Origin of the sequence: Dyella sp. SG562, assembly GCF_011759495.1 — a bacterium.
GTDB classification, from domain to species: Bacteria; Pseudomonadota; Gammaproteobacteria; order Xanthomonadales; family Rhodanobacteraceae; genus Dyella_D; species Dyella_D marensis.
The window spans coordinates 45,137-61,415 of the sequence record NZ_JAAOYS010000014.1; the positions used below are offsets into that span (position 1 = coordinate 45,137).

The following is a 16,279-nucleotide window of genomic DNA, read 5'->3' on the forward strand; positions in this document are numbered from 1 at the left end:
CATGCCTTCTTCCATCCCGCCCCTCCATCGCCAGCGCGGCCTGTCGCTGGTCGAGCTGATGATCGGCGTCACCATCGGGCTGGCCATGCTGGCCGCGCTGGGTTCGCTGTACGTCGCCACCTCCAAGGCGCGCGCCGAGTTCAACAAGACCGGCGAGCAGGTCGAGAACGGCCGCTACGCGCTGGAATCGATGGTGCGCGACGTGGAAATGGCCGGCTTCTACGGCCGCCCCGGCCTGCCCGCCACGCTGCAGTACAACCTGCCCGGCGCCTGCAATACGACGCAGGCCTCGATGGGCTTCGACAACACCACCTCGCCGCTCACCGTGCCGGTGGCGCTTTCGGGCGTGGCCGCCGGCGGCGCGAAGCCCGCGTGTTTTTCCAGCATGAGCACCGGCACCGAGGCGCTGACCGTGCACTACGCCTCCGGCAATGTCTCGGCGGCGGTGTCCGGTACCGAGTACTACCTGCAGCAATCGAGCTGCACCACCGACACCAAGCAGCTGGTCTACGACAAGAGTTCGGCCAACTTCACCCTGCTCGGCAAGACCTGCAGCAGCGGCAGCCCGGCGGAACTGCGCAAATACGTGGTGCGCAGCTATTACCTGGCGGCCTGCGACAACTGCGCCAGCGGCGGCGACAGCATGCCGACCCTGAAAGTGGCGGAATTCGTCAACGGCTCGATCCAGGTGTCCTCGCTGGTCGCCGGCATCCAGGACGTGCACCTGAGCTACGGCGTGGACACCGACGGCAACGGCTCGCCCGACTGCTACGTCGACAACCCCGCCATCGACAACTCCGCCACCTGCACCGGCAGCAGCGGCTACGCCTGGACCAATGCCACCACCAACTGGGCCAACGTCACCGCGGTGCGCGTGACAGTGCTGGCGCGCAACCTCGATGCCACGACCGGCTGGAACGACACGCGCACCTACGACCTGGGCCGCGCGGCGCCGGACGGTCCCTACAACGACGCTTACAAGCGCCACGTCTACAGCGCGGTCGCGCGCCTGTGGAACGTCGGCGGCGTGCGGGAGAACTGAGCATGCATCCTTCATCGCATCCATCGCGGCGCCAGCGCGGCTTCACCTTGATGATGACGCTGGTGTTCCTGGTGATCTTCCTGCTGTTCGCCATCTCCATGGCCAGCTCCAGCATGATCAACACCAAGGTGGCGTCGAACCAGCAATACCGCATGGAAGCCCGCTCGGTGGCGCAGCAGGGCGTGGAGGCGGTGATGAACCAGGCTTTCACGCTCAATCCGATTCCCGCCAGTTCGGTGCCGATCGACGTCACCGGCGACGGCAACAACGACTTCACCGCGCAAGTGGCCGCGCCGATCTGCCTGGACAGCAAGCCGGTGCTCAACCGCGACCTGTCGCTGGGCGACGTCTGCCGCACGCCCACCAGCAGCAGCGGCGACCTCGTGGTCGGCTCCAGCGGCGGCGCCGCCGCGTTCTCGCTGTGCTCGGACACGCAGTGGGAAATCCAGTCGTCCGTCACCGATCCGAACAACAGCGCGACCTCGGTCACCGTGCACCAGGGCGCGTCGGTACGCGTCCCCGTCGGAACCCCCTGTCCATGAACACACCCAGCAGCCTCCGCGGAGACGCCGCCATGCTCCACACGCGCCCATCCTTGAGCCGCCGCCTGCGCCGGCTGGCCTGCGCCGCCGCCCTGCTGGCGGTGCCGGGCCTGGCCTTGAGCGAGGACATCGATTTGTACACCGGCGCGCCGGTGAACGGCGGTTCGCCGAACCTGCTGATCCTGCTGGACAACGCCAGCGCCTGGAACGGCTCAGTGAATTTCAGCTGCCCGACCGCAGGCGTGGTATCGGCCAACAATGCCGGCAAGGATGTCGGCTTCGAGCAGTGCTCGCTGTACCAGGCCGTGACCGCGATCGGCAGCAACCCGGTGCTGCTGGGCAAGATCAACATGGGCCTGATGCTGTTCGATCCGTCGAGCAACGGCGGCTGGTTCCGCTTTCCCAATGTGGGCCGCGCCAGGGATCCGGGCGCGCTGCCGCTGATGGACGCCACGGGCGTGGCGAATTTCCAGACCACCATCAAGGCGCTGGACCGCCAGGCCGACAACTCCAACAACTCCGCCGTCGGCGGCGGCATGGAAGAGATGTGGGCGTACTTCGCCGGCAAGACCGGCCTGTCCGGCGTCACCTACCATTCGCCGCTCTCCGGCGTGTGCCAGAAGAGTTTCGTCATCTACATTGCCAATGCGGTGAAGAACGGCAAGCCGCAGGATGCCGGCAATTCGCCCAGCGCGCAGTCCTCGCTGCAGCAGGCCACCGGGCAGTCCAATCCCACCGAAATCGTGATCCCGCCGCCGAACAACAAGTACCAGGCCAACTGGGGCGACGAGTGGGCGCAGTTCATGTACCAGACCGACCTGTCCGGCGGCTCTTCCACCAATCCGCAGAACATCATCACCTACACCATCGCCGTCACCGACGGCAGCAACCCGGACTACGTGCAGTTCCTGCAAAGCATGTCCAGCCACGGCGGCGGCAAGGCCTTCGTGGTGAACATCAACGACCCGAACGCGCTCAATGCGCTGGTGAACGACCTGCTGCAGATCTTCAACGAAGTGCAGTCGATCAACAGCGTGTTTGCTTCGGTCAGCCTGCCGGTGAGCGTGAACAGCCAGGGCGTATCGCTGAACCAGGTCTACGTCGGCGTGTTCCGCCCCGACCCGACCGCGCAGCCGCGCTGGGTCGGCAATCTGAAGCAGTACCAGCTGGGCCTGGACAGCGGCAACAACGTGATCACCGAGGATTCGCTCGGCAACTCGGCGATCAGCAACAACGGCTCCGGCTTCATTTCGCCCAATGCGTTGAGCTATTGGACCTCGGACCAGCAGGCCGGCACGCCGCGCAACGGCCCCCTGGCCTTCCCCGGCAGCAGCGTGGTGAGCAACTGGCCGGCGACCGGCTTCTGGATCAACAAGCCTTCCGGCATCTCCCTGGCCTACGACGCGGTGGACGGCGAAGTGGTGGAGAAAGGCGGCGTAGGCGAAATGCTGCGCGCGGACTATCTCACCTCGCAGACCGGCCGCACCGTCTACACCTGCAACGGCGTCGGCAGCTGCCCTACCGGCGCCGCGATGCCGAAGTTCGACACCAGCAACGGCAACATCACGGCGGCGCTGCTCGGCACCACCGCCAGCGACCTGCCCAACCTGATCAACTGGGTGCGCGGCGCCGACAACACCAGCCCGAACAACGAGGCCGAACCCGGCCCCGGCGGCGCGGTGACGGTGCGCCCGTCCATCCACGGCGACGTGCTGCATTCGCGTCCGGCCATCATCAACTACGGCGGCAGCACCGGCGTGGTGGTGTTCTACGGTTCCAACGACGGCTACTTCCGCGCGATCAACGGCAACCAGACCACCGGCATCGGCACGGTGCGGCCCGGCGGCGAGCTGTGGTCGTTCATCGCGCCGGAGTTCTTCGGCAAGCTGAAGCGCCAGCGCGACAACAGCCCCGTGATCAAGCTGCCCGGCATCACCGATGCCACCGCGCAGCCGAAGGATTATTTCTTCGACGGCACCACCACGGTGTACCAGAACCAGAGCGTCACGCCCGCGACCACCTACATCTACCTCACCGCGCGCCGCGGCGGCCGCTTCATCTATGCGTTCGACGTGAGCACGCCGACCGCGCCGCGCTTCCTGTGGAAGAAGTCCAGCTCCGATATTCCGGAACTCGGCATGACCTGGTCGCAGCCGAAGGTCGCGCGCATCAAGGGCAATACCAACCCTGTGCTGATCATGGGCGGCGGCTACGACACCGCCGAGGACGTGGATCCCGTGCAGAGCGCCGACAGCATGGGCCGCGCCGTCGTCATGCTCGATGCGGTCACCGGCGCGCCGGTATGGATCGCCGCCCCCAGCTGCACCGGCCAGCCCAGCCCCTGCACCGCGGTGCCGGGCATGACGTATGCGATCCCGTCCGACATCACCCTGCTCGACCGCGACGGCGACGGCAAGATCGAGCGCCTGTACGCCGGCGACCTCGGCGGCAATATCTGGCGCGTGGACCTGGAGCCGAATGCGCTCACCTCGCCGTCCAACTGGACCGTGACCAAACTCGCCAGCCTCGGCGGCACCGGCACCAATGCACGCAAGTTCTTCTATCCGCCGGACGTGGTGCCGACCGGCAGCTACGACGCGGTGGTGGCAGCGAGCGGCGACCGCGAACACCCGCTGGCTTCGAACGCGGCCTCCAATGTGATCAACCGTTTCTACAGCCTGCGCGACACCAGCACCGGCAACAGCGTGGCCCCCACCTGGGCCACCATCACCGAGAGCAACCTGACCGACGCCACCAATACGCTGTACACCGGCAGCGGCCCCGGTTTCTACGTCACGCTGGCCAATGCGGGCGAGAAGGCGGTGAATGCGCCGCTGACGGTGGCCGGCTATACCTACTTCGGCACGAATCAGCCGGCGAATCCGACCAACAATCCGAACATGTGCTATCCGAACCTGGGTATTGCGCGTGGCTACGCGATCAGTTTCCTCGACGGCAGCGGGCTCAACTCGAACCGCTTCGTGAAGTTCGATGGTGGCGGCATGCCGCCGTCGCCGATCTTCGGGCTGGTGCAGTTGCCCACTTCGGGGGGTGGGACGTTGCTGACGCCGGTGTTGATTGGTGGTGGTAACCAGTTGGGACTGGTGGGCGGCAACAATACTTCTTCGCTGGGGACGCAGAAGGTTGTGCCGCCGGGGACGGGGAAGCGCAAGCGCACTTATTGGTATGTGGAGGGGGTGAAGTAGGTCGCGCCCCCTTCTCGTCATCCCGGCGTAGGCCGGGATCCAGTTTCTGTATCGCTCGGTTGTCGCGGTGCCGCGATTTGGCCGCTTATGCAGCGGGCATTTCGGACGCCTGCCGGCGCCCGAGTCACTTTCTCTTTGCTGGCTCAAAGAGAAAGTAACCAAAGAGAAATAGCCTCAGAGCAAAGGCTCGCGACGCGACTAGAAGGAGCAGTGAGCGGCTGCGGTAACCTGATTAACCTGGGTCTACACGAAACCACAGTGCGTTTACGTAGCGGCTTCTTCAACGTGCCGTTGCCGAGAGGAAATTCAGTGATTGAGGCCAGCTTTTAGGCTTAGCCCTGTTCGTTGCGTAAGCGTACGGCGTAGGTTGGGGTGAGCCATAGGCGAACCCCAACGTGGCGAGGCGCGTGAAGGTGCGGGTGTTGGGGTTCGCCTGCGGCTCACCCCAACCTACGCCACGGCAAGAATTAACGTTGCGCTCCGCCCGGCCCCTCACCCTGCCCTCTCCCCGGAGGGGAGAGGGGTGATGGCGTGAGGTAGGCAGGAACGAAGAACAAAAGCTGGCCTCAGTCCTTGAACATCCTCTTCGCCACGGCACGTTGAAGCAGCCGCTACGTAAACGCACTGTCGTTTCGTGTAGACCCAGGTTAATCAGGTTACCGCAGCCGTCCACCGCTCCTTCTAGTCGCGTCGCGAGCCTTGGCTCTCAGGCCATTCTCTCTTTGGTTACTTTCTCTTTGGGCCAGCAAAGAGAAAGTGACTCGGGCGCCGGCAGGCGTCCGAAATGCCCGCTGCATAAGCGGCCAAATCGCGGCACCGCGACAACCGAGCGATACAGAAACTGGATCCCGGCCTACGCCGGGATGACGAGCCAGAAGCGCAGCCTCACGCCACGCTATCGGCGATAGCCGCCAACAACCTAAAATTCAGCGCGCGCTGCTGCAGCTGCCAAGCATCCAACTCACTCTGCGGAACGGGCTCCTGCCCATCCATCCCGCTGAGCAAGCGCTTCCACCAAGTGCGATAGCGATAAGCCGACACCTCGCCATTGATGTCGCTGGCCACAATGCGCCCGCGCAAAGCCTCAATAATCGCCATCGCATGGTGCTCCTCCAGCCGGCCCTGGTCCCAATTCGTCCGCGCAGTATCCACGCTGAAAGCATCCTTATCGATCGACAGATAAGTCGCCTGCGGCGCCCGCCGCAACTGCTCCACGAACGCGCAAGTCAGCGCATCCGGATCCTCGAAACGGTGGAACGCGTGCTGCAGCCCCAGGCGCGCCGCCCAGGCCACATCCACATCCATGCACCAGTAGCTGAGCTTGCCCGCGCGCAGCGGCCGCAGGTAGTTCTCCCAGGCATGCGCCGCGCCGATGTCGCCGGAGGTGATGCCCACCACGTGCACGTGGTTGACGTAAGGCAGCATCGCCACCTTGCGCACCCACGAACCGCAATGGATGCCCCAGGGAAAGCGCATATTGTCCGGATGGTTGTCGAACACCACCAGCTGGAACGGGCCGCGCGCGCGCTGGCGCTCGACCAGCGGCCAGGTCAGGTGGTGGTAGTCGCCCGAACCCATCAGCACCGTGCCGTGCTCGGCCGGAGCGGTTTCAGCGAGATGGCGGCGCAGGCGGTTGAAGGTGCGCAGGGTGCAGCCGAAGCGGATCGCTTCCTGCCAGTCGCCCAGCGGCAGCGTGGTGGCGCCCTCGATCGGGCCGACGGCGCCGTCGAAGTCCAGGATCAGCGGGCCGGGCCGCATGGAATCAGGTCTGCGCATCGGTCGGGGTCGGCGCCCATTGGCTGTCGCTTTCGAACAGGTGGCCCAGCTTGCGCGCCGCGGCGCGCAGCAGCGGATTGCGCAGCCAGATGGCGTGGCGGGTCAGGGTGAAGCTGGCGCCAAGATAGGACTTCACCTGCGGATCGGTCCAGCCCGCCACGTAGTGGCTCAGGCCGCGCTCGCGCGCCCAGGCCAGGTTGTGGAACCAGCTGGTGAAGTACAGGTTTCGCTCGCGCGCCTGCGGGTAGGCGAAGCCCACGTATTTGTCGATCAGCTTGCCGTCGGCGACGAAGCACAGGTTCCAGCCGATCAGCTCGCCCTGGTGGCGGTAGACGAAGGCGAAGCCGCCGTTGCCGGCATCGCGCAGCACAGTGGCGAAGAACGCGCGGCTGAGCTTGTCGAAATGGATTTCGCTTTGCGCGTAGACGTTCTCGTACAAGGCATAGAACGCATCGACGGTGGCATCGTCGGCAAAGCGCGCATCGCCGCAGGCCACCGTCTCCACCGCCACTTCGTCGCGCTTGCGCAGCTTGCGGCGGATGTCCTTGCGGCGCGAAGACGACAGGCGCGCGAGATACGCCTCCTCGTCGGCGAAATCGATCGCCACGTAAGCCAGCGCCTGGCCCTCGAGCAGCAGATAGCCCTCGGCGCGGCAGGCTTCGGCGAAGCGCGCGCACCAGTCGCGGCTGGCCGCGTCGCACAGCGGCGAATCCTGCGGGATGTCCTTCACCACCAGCAGGCGCTGTCCGCCGCCGAGCTCGCGGCGCAGCGCGCCGGGCAGCACCGTGGGGTCCGCTTCGCGCGGAAACAGCGCGTACTCCGACACCGTGGTGCCGACGAAGGCGGTGCGCCAGCGCAGCAGGCGCCCCCACCAGCGGTAGCCGGGCGCCTTCAGCACGCGGCGGCGCAGTGCGTCATCGGTGGTGGTCAGCAGGTCGAACGGCGCCACGAAGGCGGGCGTGCCTTGCGCCTCCAGCACCCGGAAGCCGAGCGGCGGATGCGCCGCGAACGACGCGACCAGGCCATCCGGTTCGAGTTGGTTGAGATAACGCACGCAAGGTTTCCGCAAGTGGGGCGCCGCCGTCCCGGACGCCGCGCGCATGATGCCGCAAGCCGGGCCGTGCAGCATGGACGACGGGGCTTTCACGCCGCTTACCCTGCCGCCGCCGGCTGGCCCGGCCACCCCAAAGATTGGCGAAAGGCGAACCCGCGCAGAATCGACCGACTACAGGACCGTCGCGTCTGGACAAGCACCCCGTGCTTGGTCAGGCTTGCCGGGTCGGCCGCGCGGTGCGGCCAGCGGCGAACGCCACGGACCAGGGATACGACCCATGAGCAACGTACAGCAGGAAACCACCGAGATCATCGCCAAGCAGGCGAAGATCGACATCGACACCATCAAGCCCGAGTCCACCCTGAAGGACCTGGGCGTCGCCTCGCTCGACGCCATCGAAGTGATCTTCGATATCGAAGAGCATTTCGGCATCAACCTCCCCAACGAGGACACGGACTTCGACAACGGCACCGTGGGCCAGCTGGTGGAAGCCATCGAGCGCCAGCTCGCCGCCAAGAAGAACGACTGAACTCCTCCATGCAACGTCTCGTCATCACCGGCATGGGCGCGATCTGCGCGCTCGGCAACGACGCACCCTCGGTCTGGCAGGCCATGGCCGAGGGCCGCAGCGGCATCGCTCCTGTTTCCCGCGTGGATCCCGAACGCGTGCGCGCCGCCGGCGTGGTGGCCGAGGTCAAGGGTTTCGATCCGGGCCAGCACTTCGACGAAGCCAAGCTCAGCCAGCTCGACCTGTCCACGCAGTACGCCCTGGTCGCCGCGAAAGAGGCGATCGTGCAGTCCGGGCTGTCGTTCGAAGGCGAACGCGCCGCGCGCACGGCGGTGGTGGTGGGCAGCGGCGCGGCCGGCGAAGTGACGCGCGACACCCAGTACCACCGGATCTACGCCGACAAGCTGCCGCGCGTGCACCCGCTGGGCATCATCCGCATGATGATGAACGCGCCGGCCAGCCAGATCAGCATGGCGCACGGCATCACCGGCCCGGCCTTCGTGGTGGCCAGCGCCTGCGCTTCGTCCAACCACGCGTTCGCGCAGGCGGCGATGATGATCCGCTCCGGCCTGGTCGACGCCGCCGTGGTCGGCGGCACCGAGGCCTGCCTCAACCTGGGCACCCTGCTCGCATGGGAAGCCATGCGCGTGCTGGCGCCGGATACCTGCCGCCCCTTCAGCAAGGGCCGCCGCGGCATCGTGCTGGGCGAAGGCTCGGCCATGTTCGTGCTGGAGACGCTGGAACAGGCGCAGGCGCGCGGCGCCACCATCCTGGCTGAACTGGTCGGCACCGGCATGAGTTCGGACGCGGGCGACATCGCCGCGCCGTCCGAGCTGGGCGCGGCCGCCGCCATCGAGAACGCGCTGCGCGACGGCAATCTCTCGCCGTCCGAAGTGGATTATGTGAGCGCCCACGGCACCGGCACGATGGCCAACGACGCCACCGAGACGGCTGCGCTGCACCGCGTGTTCGGCGAACATGCGCGCGCGCTGGCCATCTCCTCCACCAAGCCGATGCACGGCCATGCACTGGGCGCGTCCGGCTCGCTGGAGCTGATCGCCGTGATCGGCGCGCTGCGCCACGGCATCGTCCCGCCGACGCTGGCTTATCTCGAACCCGATCCCGCCTGCGACCTCGACTACGTGCCGCACCAGGCGCGCAAGATGCCGGTGCATGCGGCGATCAGCAATTCGTTCGCCTTCGGCGGGCTCAATGCGGTGGTGGCGCTGCGGCGCATGCCTTGAACCACCGGCGCTGGTGCGCCGGTTAGGCCTGATCGCGGCGCACCCGCCCACTCTCGTCATCCCGGCGCAGGCCGGGATCCAGCAGCGGCAAGCTGCGTACGAGCGAGGCGTCGAAAGACGCGGCTTTTGAGCGTTACGGTGAAAACCCGATGGCATCGCCACTGGATCCCGGCCTGCGCCGGGATGACGAGGGTGTGAGGTTGCGAAACGACGGGTTCTAGCTGGCGAGCAACGGCAACAACTGCTCACGGCTCAGCTGCGCGATCGGCAGATCGCCCGGCTGCGCGGGATCCACCCAGCACAGCGCTTCGATCTCCGCCCTCGCCTCGAACGGCCCGTCCGCGGCCACTTCGTAGACCACTGCCTCCACCACGCACCCCGGCTCGTTCGCCGCCGGTGCGCTGAAGCGTCCCAGCAGCCGCGCGCCTTCGCGCCGCATGCGGCAGCCGAGTTCTTCTTCCAGTTCGCGCGCCAGCGTGTGCAGGTCGTCCGCATCGCCCGGATCGCGCTTGCCGCCCGGCTGCTGAAACACTTCCGCCCCGCGCTTGCGCACCAGCAGGACGCGGCCCGCGCTGTCGCGGATCATCGCCGCGACGATCCCGATGCGCCGCATCACAGCCGCGAGTACGACCAGGACTGCATGCGCCCGTCCTGGTACGGCATCACGCCATGGAACGGCCGCGGGTCGCCGTCGAACACCAGCGGCAGGAAGTGGCGGTCGCCTTCCCACATCGGCAGCTCCATCAGGCGCTCCAGCTCCACCCATTCGAGCGTGCCTTCGGGATTGGCGGCGAACGGTTCGCCCGCATAGCGGTCGATCACGAAGATGAAGCCCAGCCAGTCCTCGCCCTGCTTGCCGAAGCCAGGCCAGTTGAGCGTGCCGCGCAGCTGCATCGACGCGCACTCGATGCCGGCTTCCTCGAGGATCTCGCGGCGCATGCAGGCGGCGATGTCCTCGCCCGGCTCCATCTTGCCGCCCAGGCCGTTGTATTTGCCCAGGTGCATGTCGTCCTGGCGCGCATTGCGGTGGATCATCAGCACCCGGCGCCGATCCGGCGAGAGCACATAACCGAGCGTGGCGACGATGGGCGTGTAAGGCATGAGGCGGCGCGTAGCGGAAAAACGGCAGTCTATAACGGCCATGGCTTCGGATAGATGCGAAATGTCACGCCGGGCTTGCACCCGCACCACTGCCCCGGCCACCATCGTGCGCATGCAGGCCTCCGCCCTCCCCGCATCCACTGCCCGCCGCCCATGGCTGTACTGGCTGGCCACGCTGGCCATGCTCGCCGGCGCCAGCGGCTGTTCGCGCCAGGCGCAGGCGGTGGACAGCGACGAAGTCACCTTCGAAAGCCAGAGCTTCCGCGTGGTCCGCGTGGACCTGGAACGCGAGCCGCTGAGCCTGCACTGGAAAGACCCGGAAAGCGGCCAGCCCTACGCCACCATCGAAAGCCTGCGCCAATGGGGCATGGCGCACGACCGCCGCCTGCTGTTCGCCGCCAATGCCGGCATCTACGACCGCCAGTTCGCGCCGCTGGGCCTGTACGTGGAAGACGGCCGCACCGTGGTGCCGCTGAATCTGTTCAAGGGCAATCCGGCCGCGGGCAATTTCTCGATCCAGCCCAATGGCGTGTTCGCCGTGTATGCCGACGGCCACGCCGCCGTGCGCACCAGCACCGCCTTCAAGGCCGACGCCAAGCCCGCGCGCTGGGCCACGCAGTCGGGGCCGATGCTCTTGGTCGATGGGCAGATCAACGACCGCTTCGTGGACGATTCGGCCAGCCTGAAGTGGCGCAGCGGCGTATGCGCGAAGACGCCGCATCGGGTGGTGTTCGCGGTGAGCGAATCGCCGGTGAACTTTCACACCTTCGCGCGGCTTTTCCGCGATGAACTGGGCTGCCGCGACGCGCTGTACCTGGACGGCACCATCTCGCAGTTCTATGTGGACGGCGAAGGCTATGCCGGCGCGCCCACCTTCATGGTCAAGCCCTATGCGGGCATCTTCGCGGTGTTCACCACGGCCAAGCCCTGAGCGTTGGGACTACACTCGGGAGCATCGCCACCCAAGGTCCGCCTCCCGATGCCCCGAGTCCGACGCTTCCGCTGGCTGCGCTCCCTGCTGCTCTCCCTGTCGATCCTGATCGTTGGCGTGCTGGCGGCTGGCTGGTTCCTGCTCGCCGGCAGCCGCGCGAAGCTCGACGGCGAAGTGGCCGTGCAAGGCCTGTGCGACACCACCAGCATCGCGCGCGACGCGCTCGGCAGCGCCACCATCGACGGCAAGAGCCGCGACGATGTGACCTTCGCGCTCGGCTACGTGCACGCGCAGGAACGCTTCTTTCCGATGGACCTGATGCGCCGCGTCGCCGCGGGCGAGCTGGCCGAACTGGTCGGCGCCGCGGCGGTGGATACCGACATCGAACATCGCCGCCATCGCCTGCGCGCCACGGCGCAGGCCGCGCTGGCGCAGCTGTCGCCGGAGGACCGGCATACGCTGGAGCTCTATGCCGCCGGCGTGAACCGCGGCCTCGCCGATCTGCGGGTGAAGCCCTGGGAATATTTACTGCTGGGCGCGCAGCCGCAGCCTTGGAAACCGGAAGACAGCTTCCTGGTGATCGGTGCGATGTACCTGGACCTCAACGGCGACGGCCGCAACCAGCGCGAGCTGAGCTTCGCGCAGATGCGTTCCGCGCTGCCCTCGCCGCTGGTGGATTTCCTGCTGGCGCCGGATCCCGAATGGGAAGCGCCGCTGAGCGGCGATCTCTCGCATCCGCCGGTGATTCCGGGTGCGGACGTATTCAACCTGCGCGACAAGCCGGTGGCTTCCAGCTCCGACGCCGCCGCGCTGGCCGCACTGGCGCCCGCGCTGGACGAGCCGCGCCCCGGCAGCAACAACTTCGCCGTGGCCGGCCGCCTGACCGAGAGCGGCGCGGCCATCCTCGCCAACGACATGCACCTGGGGCTGCGCGTGCCGGACATCTGGTTCCGCGCGCGCCTGCGCTACGCGGACCCCGCCGCGCCGAACGGCCGCCGCGACGCCAGCGGCGTGACCCTGCCCGGCACGCCGGCCCTGGTCGCCGGCTCCAATGGGCAGGTGGCCTGGGGCTTCACCAACAGCTATGGCGACTGGCTGGACTGGGTGCGCGTGCTGCGCGACCCGAAGGACGCCGCGCGCTATCAGGTGCCGGACGGCGTCGACTCCATCGAGACGCACGAGGAAACCATCCGCATCAAAGGCGCCGCGCCGCGCACCATCAAGGTGGAAAGCACGCGCTGGGGTCCGATCCTGGCGCAGGACACCGACGGCACGCCGCTGGCGCTGGCCTGGATCGGCGACCTGCCGCGCGCCTACAACCTGGGTGTGATGAAGCTGGAGCATGCCGCCAGCGTCAACGCCGCACTCGACCTCGCCCCCGCCATGGGCATGCCGCCGCAGAACCTGCTGGCGGCGGACAGCGCCGGCAACATCGGCTGGACCGTCACCGGCAACAGCATTCCGCTGCGCAGCGGCGTCGATCCGCTGCTGCCGGCGGACTGGTCCAAGCCCGGCACCGGCTGGCAGGGCTGGGCCACGCCGGCGCAATACCCGCGCATCGAGAACCCTGCCGACGGCCGCCTGTGGACCGCCAACAACCGCACCGTCGACGGCGCCGCGCTGGCCTTGCTCGGCGAAGGCGGCCACGACCTGGGCGCGCGTGCGCAGCAGATCCGCGACGGCCTGCGCACGCGCAGCAGCTTCGCCCCGGGCAACCTGCTGGATATCCAGCTCGACCATCGCGCCCTGCTGCTGGTGCGCTGGCAGCGCCTGCTGCAGGACACCCTGGCCGGCACCACCGATCCCACCCTGGCCCAGCTGCGCCAGCTCACCGCCAGCTGGCGCGGCCGCGCCGCCGCCGACAGCGTGGACTACCGCCTGGTGCGCGCCTTCCGCGACAAGGTGCACGAGGCAGTGCTGGCGCCGTTCGCGGAGGAAGTGACCGGGCGCTACAAGGACTTCACCTGGCCGCGCCCCAGCCACACCGAGGCGGCGGTCTGGGCGCTGGTGCGCGACCGTCCCATCCATCTGCTGGATGCGCGCTACGCCGACTGGAACGCGCTGCTGCAGGACGCCGCGCGCCAGGTCGCCGACGAGCTGGGCAAGCCGCCCGGCGGCCTCGCCGCGCGCACCTGGGGCGAGTACAACCGCACGGCCATCCGCCATCCGCTGTCGCGCGCCTTGCCGTCCTTCGCCGGCCGCTGGCTGGACATGCCGGACGAGCCGCTGCCCGGCGACGACAACATGCCGCGCGTGGCGCGCCCCGGCTTCGGCGCCTCCGAACGGCTGGACGTGACGCCGGGCCACGAGGCCGGCAGCATCCTGGAGCTGCCCGGCGGCCAGAGCGACAATCCGCTGTCGCCCTACTACGGCGCCGGCCACGAGGACTGGGTCAACGGCCGTCCGACGCCGCTGCTGCCAGGGCCGGACCAGCACGTGCTGACGCTGCGCCCCGCCAGGAAGGCTTAAGGCACGCCGGGATCACAGCAGGTCTGGAAACGTCCAGAATCCAGCATGCGCCACAACCGTTAGATTTCCTGATTGCGCATGATCCAGGACCCGTTTCCCCCGGCGACCCGAACATCGTCCCCGTGGAAGACGGGCTTGCGTCCGGACTCCCGCGAGCACAACCGCGGTCACGCTGATCGGAACCCACCCAAGGAGAGACCTATGGCAAACCAGTACCGTCGTTTTGCAGCCATGCCCCTCGTCGCCGCGCTGCTTGCCAGCGGCCATGCCCAGGCCCAGCAGCTGCCCTCGCTGGACAGCGCCATCGCCACCGCCACGCGCTGGGCGGCCCAGGCCGATGCCGGCCAGGCCGACGCGATGTGGAAGAGCAGCGGCCCGATGATGCAGAAGAGCGTGAGTTCGGCGGACTGGGCCAAGTACCTCGACGGCGTGAAGAAACAGCTCGGCGCCACCCAGAGCCGCGACTGGGTGCAGCTCGGCCGCGTCGACAACCCGCAGGGCCTGCCTCCCGGCCAGTACCTCAACGTGGTGTTCGTGGCCCGCCACGCCACCGCCCCGGCGGTGGAAACCGTGTCGCTGAGCCAGGCCGGCACGAACTGGGTGCCGGTCGGCTACATCGTGCGCCCGGTACAGCAGCAGCCGGCCGCGCCCGCTCCGGCCGCGGCGCCGGCCGCGCCGGCGAAGCCGGGCAAGTAACGTCAGCTGCGCTGGAACGGACTGGTCCGCTTGCTCTTGCCGGGAGCGGACCGGTAGCCGGAGGGATCGAATCCGCTGCGCTGGCTGCGCAGCGCTTCGCCATCGATGCGCCGCGCCAGGTCGTCGATATCGCGCTCGCTTACGCCGGCTTGCGCGAAGTGCTCCCGCCACTGCTCGACGACATCGATCACCGCAGCCGTTTCGGCGGCAGCTTCCGCCGGCGACAGGCCGAACGCCTCGCATTGCGACATCGCATTGGCCAGCGTCGAATCCCGGCCATCCGCGCCGCAGATGAATTCCTGATAGCCCTGCCCCGAGTTCGTCGGCAGCACGTCGTAGGCCGGCGCCAGCTTCAGGCGGCCGTTATCGAACGGATTCACCACCAGCAGCGAGTGGTTCTTCTCGTGGTCGTCGGTGTTGTCGATCAGGATGTTGAACACCATGCGGCGGAACAGTTCGCGCGCGTCATTGCGGTTGGTGTCCCGCTCGACGATGCCGACGCGCCGCAGTATCCGCGCCAGCTCCGGATAACCCATCTCCGGCTCGCTGCCTGACGCGGTGGCCGCGCGGATGGCCGTACCGGCCGAGATGCTGTGGATGCGGCCGCCCGCCGTGCGGTCGAAGCGGCGCACGGCGATCGCGTGCTGGCCGTCCAGCGCAATGACCCGCGTGGCGGCCACGGCGATGCCCGCGCGCGCGGCGAGCGTCATGGCCGCGTGCTCGATCAGCGGCGTGTCGACGGGCTCGCCGTTGAAGAACTTGATCACCCACGGCTCGCCGTCGATCTCGATCAGCGCCTTGGGCTTGGCGCCGCCGAGGCTGCCGCCGGCGCGCACGATGCGCGCTTCCTGGGCGCTGATCGGTTCGGAGGCTTCGATCTTCGCCACCACCTCGCCGAGCTGCTGCGCCTGTCCCAGCCGGGGCAGCGTGCTTCCCTCGCGCGGACTGTAGGTATGCGGCGAGGTCGATACGCCCAGCGCGCCGAAGCGTTCGTCGCCGGCGTAATACAGATATTCCATCAGCGACAGGCGCGTGGGTTTGTCGACAAAGCGGATCACCTTCTCGCCCCAGCGGTCCGGCCGCGCATCGTCGACCGCGCCGACCGCGCGCTGCGCATCGGCGGCCAGCCGGCCGGGCGGCAGTTGTTCCACGTCGACCAGGGGCAGGTCCTCGCTCAAGGCGAAGCCGGTGGACAGCCATGCCTCGCCGTAGCGCAGCGAAACACCCTTGCCGGCGGAGACCAGCTTCAAGGCGCCGACCGGGCGCGGATGCGCCGGATCGGCCAGGTACCAGAGGTAGAGATCGTCCAGGCGCATCTCAGCTCTTTGCCTGGCGCTTGTAGGCGCGCGCCTCGGCCGATGCCAGGGCGCGCGTGCGCCCCAGCGCCTCGGCCTTGCGGACATCCATCTCGATCGCCCCCTGGTCGTGCTCGGGTGCGGCGAGTTTCCCGAGTTCGCCGTCGCGCTGGATCAGCCACAGCGCGGTGGCGACGATGCCGATGCCGACCGAGGGGTCGCCCGCTTCGAGCCGCTGCAGGGTGGGTACGGAAACGCCCATGCGGTTGGCCCAGGTCTTCAGGGATTCCTTGCGGCGCAGGCGCGCCACGGCGAGGTCGGCGCCGAGTTTTTCAATGGCGGCGGAGGTTGCCGGAGGGAGCTGCTGGAGGGCGCGGGCAAGCTTTGGCATATATATAGATTATAACGAAACGGC

14 protein-coding genes are annotated in these 16,279 nt (G+C 67.8%); 8 read left to right on the forward strand and 6 right to left on the reverse strand.

What is annotated here, in order from left to right; all coding sequences use genetic code 11:
* Window position 1 precedes the first annotated feature (1 nt).
* From FHW84_RS20290 to FHW84_RS20300, 3 genes are read left to right on the forward strand one after another with little or no spacing between them, the layout of a single operon-like run.
* Window positions 2-1,042 carry a PilW family protein gene (locus FHW84_RS20290; protein ID WP_167257803.1) on the forward strand — a complete coding sequence of 347 codons (1,041 nt, stop codon included), beginning with the start codon at window positions 2-4 and terminating at the stop codon, window positions 1,040-1,042.
* Between the two features lie 2 nt (window positions 1,043-1,044).
* Window positions 1,045-1,584: a PilX N-terminal domain-containing pilus assembly protein gene (locus FHW84_RS20295; protein ID WP_167257804.1), complete on the forward strand. Its 540-nt coding sequence runs from the start codon at window positions 1,045-1,047 to the stop codon at window positions 1,582-1,584.
* 32 nt (window positions 1,585-1,616) lie between these two features.
* Window positions 1,617-4,790, forward strand: coding sequence for a PilC/PilY family type IV pilus protein (locus tag FHW84_RS20300; RefSeq protein ID WP_167257805.1), 3,174 nt, complete (start codon window positions 1,617-1,619; stop codon window positions 4,788-4,790).
* 885 nt (window positions 4,791-5,675) lie between these two features.
* On the opposite strand, the gene FHW84_RS20305 is transcribed toward FHW84_RS20300, so the two are convergent.
* Complete coding sequence (locus FHW84_RS20305; protein WP_243868216.1) at window positions 5,676-6,566, reverse strand: arginase family protein; 891 nt, start codon at window positions 6,564-6,566, stop codon at window positions 5,676-5,678.
* Window positions 6,553-7,620 (reverse strand): GNAT family N-acetyltransferase, encoded by a 1,068-nt coding sequence (locus FHW84_RS20310; RefSeq protein WP_343203632.1) that lies wholly within the window; start codon window positions 7,618-7,620, stop codon window positions 6,553-6,555. The genes FHW84_RS20305 and FHW84_RS20310 overlap by 14 nt, the downstream gene beginning before the upstream one ends.
* Window positions 7,621-7,897: 277 nt before the next feature.
* Here FHW84_RS20310 and FHW84_RS20315 point away from each other — a divergent pair, with 277 nt between their 5' ends.
* Both FHW84_RS20315 and FHW84_RS20320 read left to right on the forward strand, forming a co-directional pair.
* Entirely contained in the window at window positions 7,898-8,149 is a 252-nt protein-coding gene (locus FHW84_RS20315; RefSeq protein ID WP_167257806.1) for a phosphopantetheine-binding protein, read from the forward strand.
* 8 nt (window positions 8,150-8,157) lie between these two features.
* Window positions 8,158-9,372 carry a beta-ketoacyl-[acyl-carrier-protein] synthase family protein gene (locus tag FHW84_RS20320; protein ID WP_167257807.1) on the forward strand — a complete coding sequence of 405 codons (1,215 nt, stop codon included), beginning with the start codon at window positions 8,158-8,160 and terminating at the stop codon, window positions 9,370-9,372.
* A 217-nt stretch (window positions 9,373-9,589) separates the two neighbouring features.
* Here the strand turns inward: FHW84_RS20320 and FHW84_RS20325 are convergent, their stop codons facing one another.
* A complete protein-coding gene (locus FHW84_RS20325; protein WP_167257808.1) occupies window positions 9,590-9,985 on the reverse strand; it encodes an NUDIX domain-containing protein in 396 nt (131 codons plus the stop codon).
* Complete coding sequence (locus tag FHW84_RS20330) at window positions 9,985-10,473, reverse strand: 8-oxo-dGTP diphosphatase (protein WP_167257809.1); 489 nt, start codon at window positions 10,471-10,473, stop codon at window positions 9,985-9,987. Before FHW84_RS20330 ends, FHW84_RS20325 begins: the two co-directional genes overlap by 1 nt.
* Window positions 10,474-10,654: 181 nt before the next feature.
* On the opposite strand from FHW84_RS20330, the gene FHW84_RS20335 reads away from it, so the two are divergent.
* The 3 genes from FHW84_RS20335 to FHW84_RS20345 all read left to right on the forward strand — a co-directional run bounded on the left by FHW84_RS20335 (window position 10,655) and on the right by FHW84_RS20345 (window position 14,569).
* Window positions 10,655-11,404, forward strand: a complete 750-nt coding sequence (locus FHW84_RS20335; RefSeq protein WP_243868221.1) for a phosphodiester glycosidase family protein — start codon at window positions 10,655-10,657, stop codon at window positions 11,402-11,404.
* Between the two features lie 48 nt (window positions 11,405-11,452).
* On the forward strand, window positions 11,453-13,873 hold the full coding sequence (locus FHW84_RS20340) for a penicillin acylase family protein (RefSeq protein ID WP_167257810.1): 2,421 nt from the start codon (window positions 11,453-11,455) through the stop codon (window positions 13,871-13,873).
* A gap of 201 nt (window positions 13,874-14,074) precedes the next feature.
* Window positions 14,075-14,569: a DUF4019 domain-containing protein gene (locus tag FHW84_RS20345; protein ID WP_167257811.1), complete on the forward strand. Its 495-nt coding sequence runs from the start codon at window positions 14,075-14,077 to the stop codon at window positions 14,567-14,569.
* Window positions 14,570-14,571: 2 nt separating this feature from the next.
* On the opposite strand, the gene FHW84_RS20350 is transcribed toward FHW84_RS20345, so the two are convergent.
* Entirely contained in the window at window positions 14,572-15,885 is a 1,314-nt protein-coding gene (locus tag FHW84_RS20350) for a HipA domain-containing protein (RefSeq protein ID WP_167257812.1), read from the reverse strand.
* A gap of 1 nt (window position 15,886) precedes the next feature.
* Window positions 15,887-16,255 (reverse strand): XRE family transcriptional regulator, encoded by a 369-nt coding sequence (locus FHW84_RS20355; RefSeq protein ID WP_167257813.1) that lies wholly within the window; start codon window positions 16,253-16,255, stop codon window positions 15,887-15,889.
* Between the last annotated feature and the right edge of the window lie 24 nt (window positions 16,256-16,279).

Excerpts from the sequence above, each read along its gene's own strand:
- FHW84_RS20300 (WP_167257805.1), top strand. The coding sequence starts at position 1,617 with ATGCTCCACACGCGCCCATCCTTGAGCCGCCGCCTGCGCCGGCTGGCC.
- FHW84_RS20290 (WP_167257803.1), top strand. The coding sequence starts at position 2 with ATGCCTTCTTCCATCCCGCCCCTCCATCGCCAGCGCGGCCTGTCGCTG.
- FHW84_RS20320 (WP_167257807.1), top strand. The coding sequence starts at position 8,158 with ATGCAACGTCTCGTCATCACCGGCATGGGCGCGATCTGCGCGCTCGGC.
- FHW84_RS20345 (WP_167257811.1), top strand. The coding sequence starts at position 14,075 with ATGGCAAACCAGTACCGTCGTTTTGCAGCCATGCCCCTCGTCGCCGCG.
- FHW84_RS20355 (WP_167257813.1), bottom strand. The coding sequence starts at position 16,255 with ATGCCAAAGCTTGCCCGCGCCCTCCAGCAGCTCCCTCCGGCAACCTCC.
- FHW84_RS20295 (WP_167257804.1), top strand. The coding sequence starts at position 1,045 with ATGCATCCTTCATCGCATCCATCGCGGCGCCAGCGCGGCTTCACCTTG.
- FHW84_RS20330 (WP_167257809.1), bottom strand. The coding sequence starts at position 10,473 with ATGCCTTACACGCCCATCGTCGCCACGCTCGGTTATGTGCTCTCGCCG.
- FHW84_RS20315 (WP_167257806.1), top strand. The coding sequence starts at position 7,898 with ATGAGCAACGTACAGCAGGAAACCACCGAGATCATCGCCAAGCAGGCG.
- FHW84_RS20350 (WP_167257812.1), bottom strand. The coding sequence starts at position 15,885 with ATGCGCCTGGACGATCTCTACCTCTGGTACCTGGCCGATCCGGCGCAT.
- FHW84_RS20340 (WP_167257810.1), top strand. The coding sequence starts at position 11,453 with ATGCCCCGAGTCCGACGCTTCCGCTGGCTGCGCTCCCTGCTGCTCTCC.
- FHW84_RS20335 (WP_243868221.1), top strand. The coding sequence starts at position 10,655 with ATGCTCGCCGGCGCCAGCGGCTGTTCGCGCCAGGCGCAGGCGGTGGAC.
- FHW84_RS20325 (WP_167257808.1), bottom strand. The coding sequence starts at position 9,985 with ATGCGGCGCATCGGGATCGTCGCGGCGATGATCCGCGACAGCGCGGGC.
- FHW84_RS20305 (WP_243868216.1), bottom strand. The coding sequence starts at position 6,566 with ATGCGCAGACCTGATTCCATGCGGCCCGGCCCGCTGATCCTGGACTTC.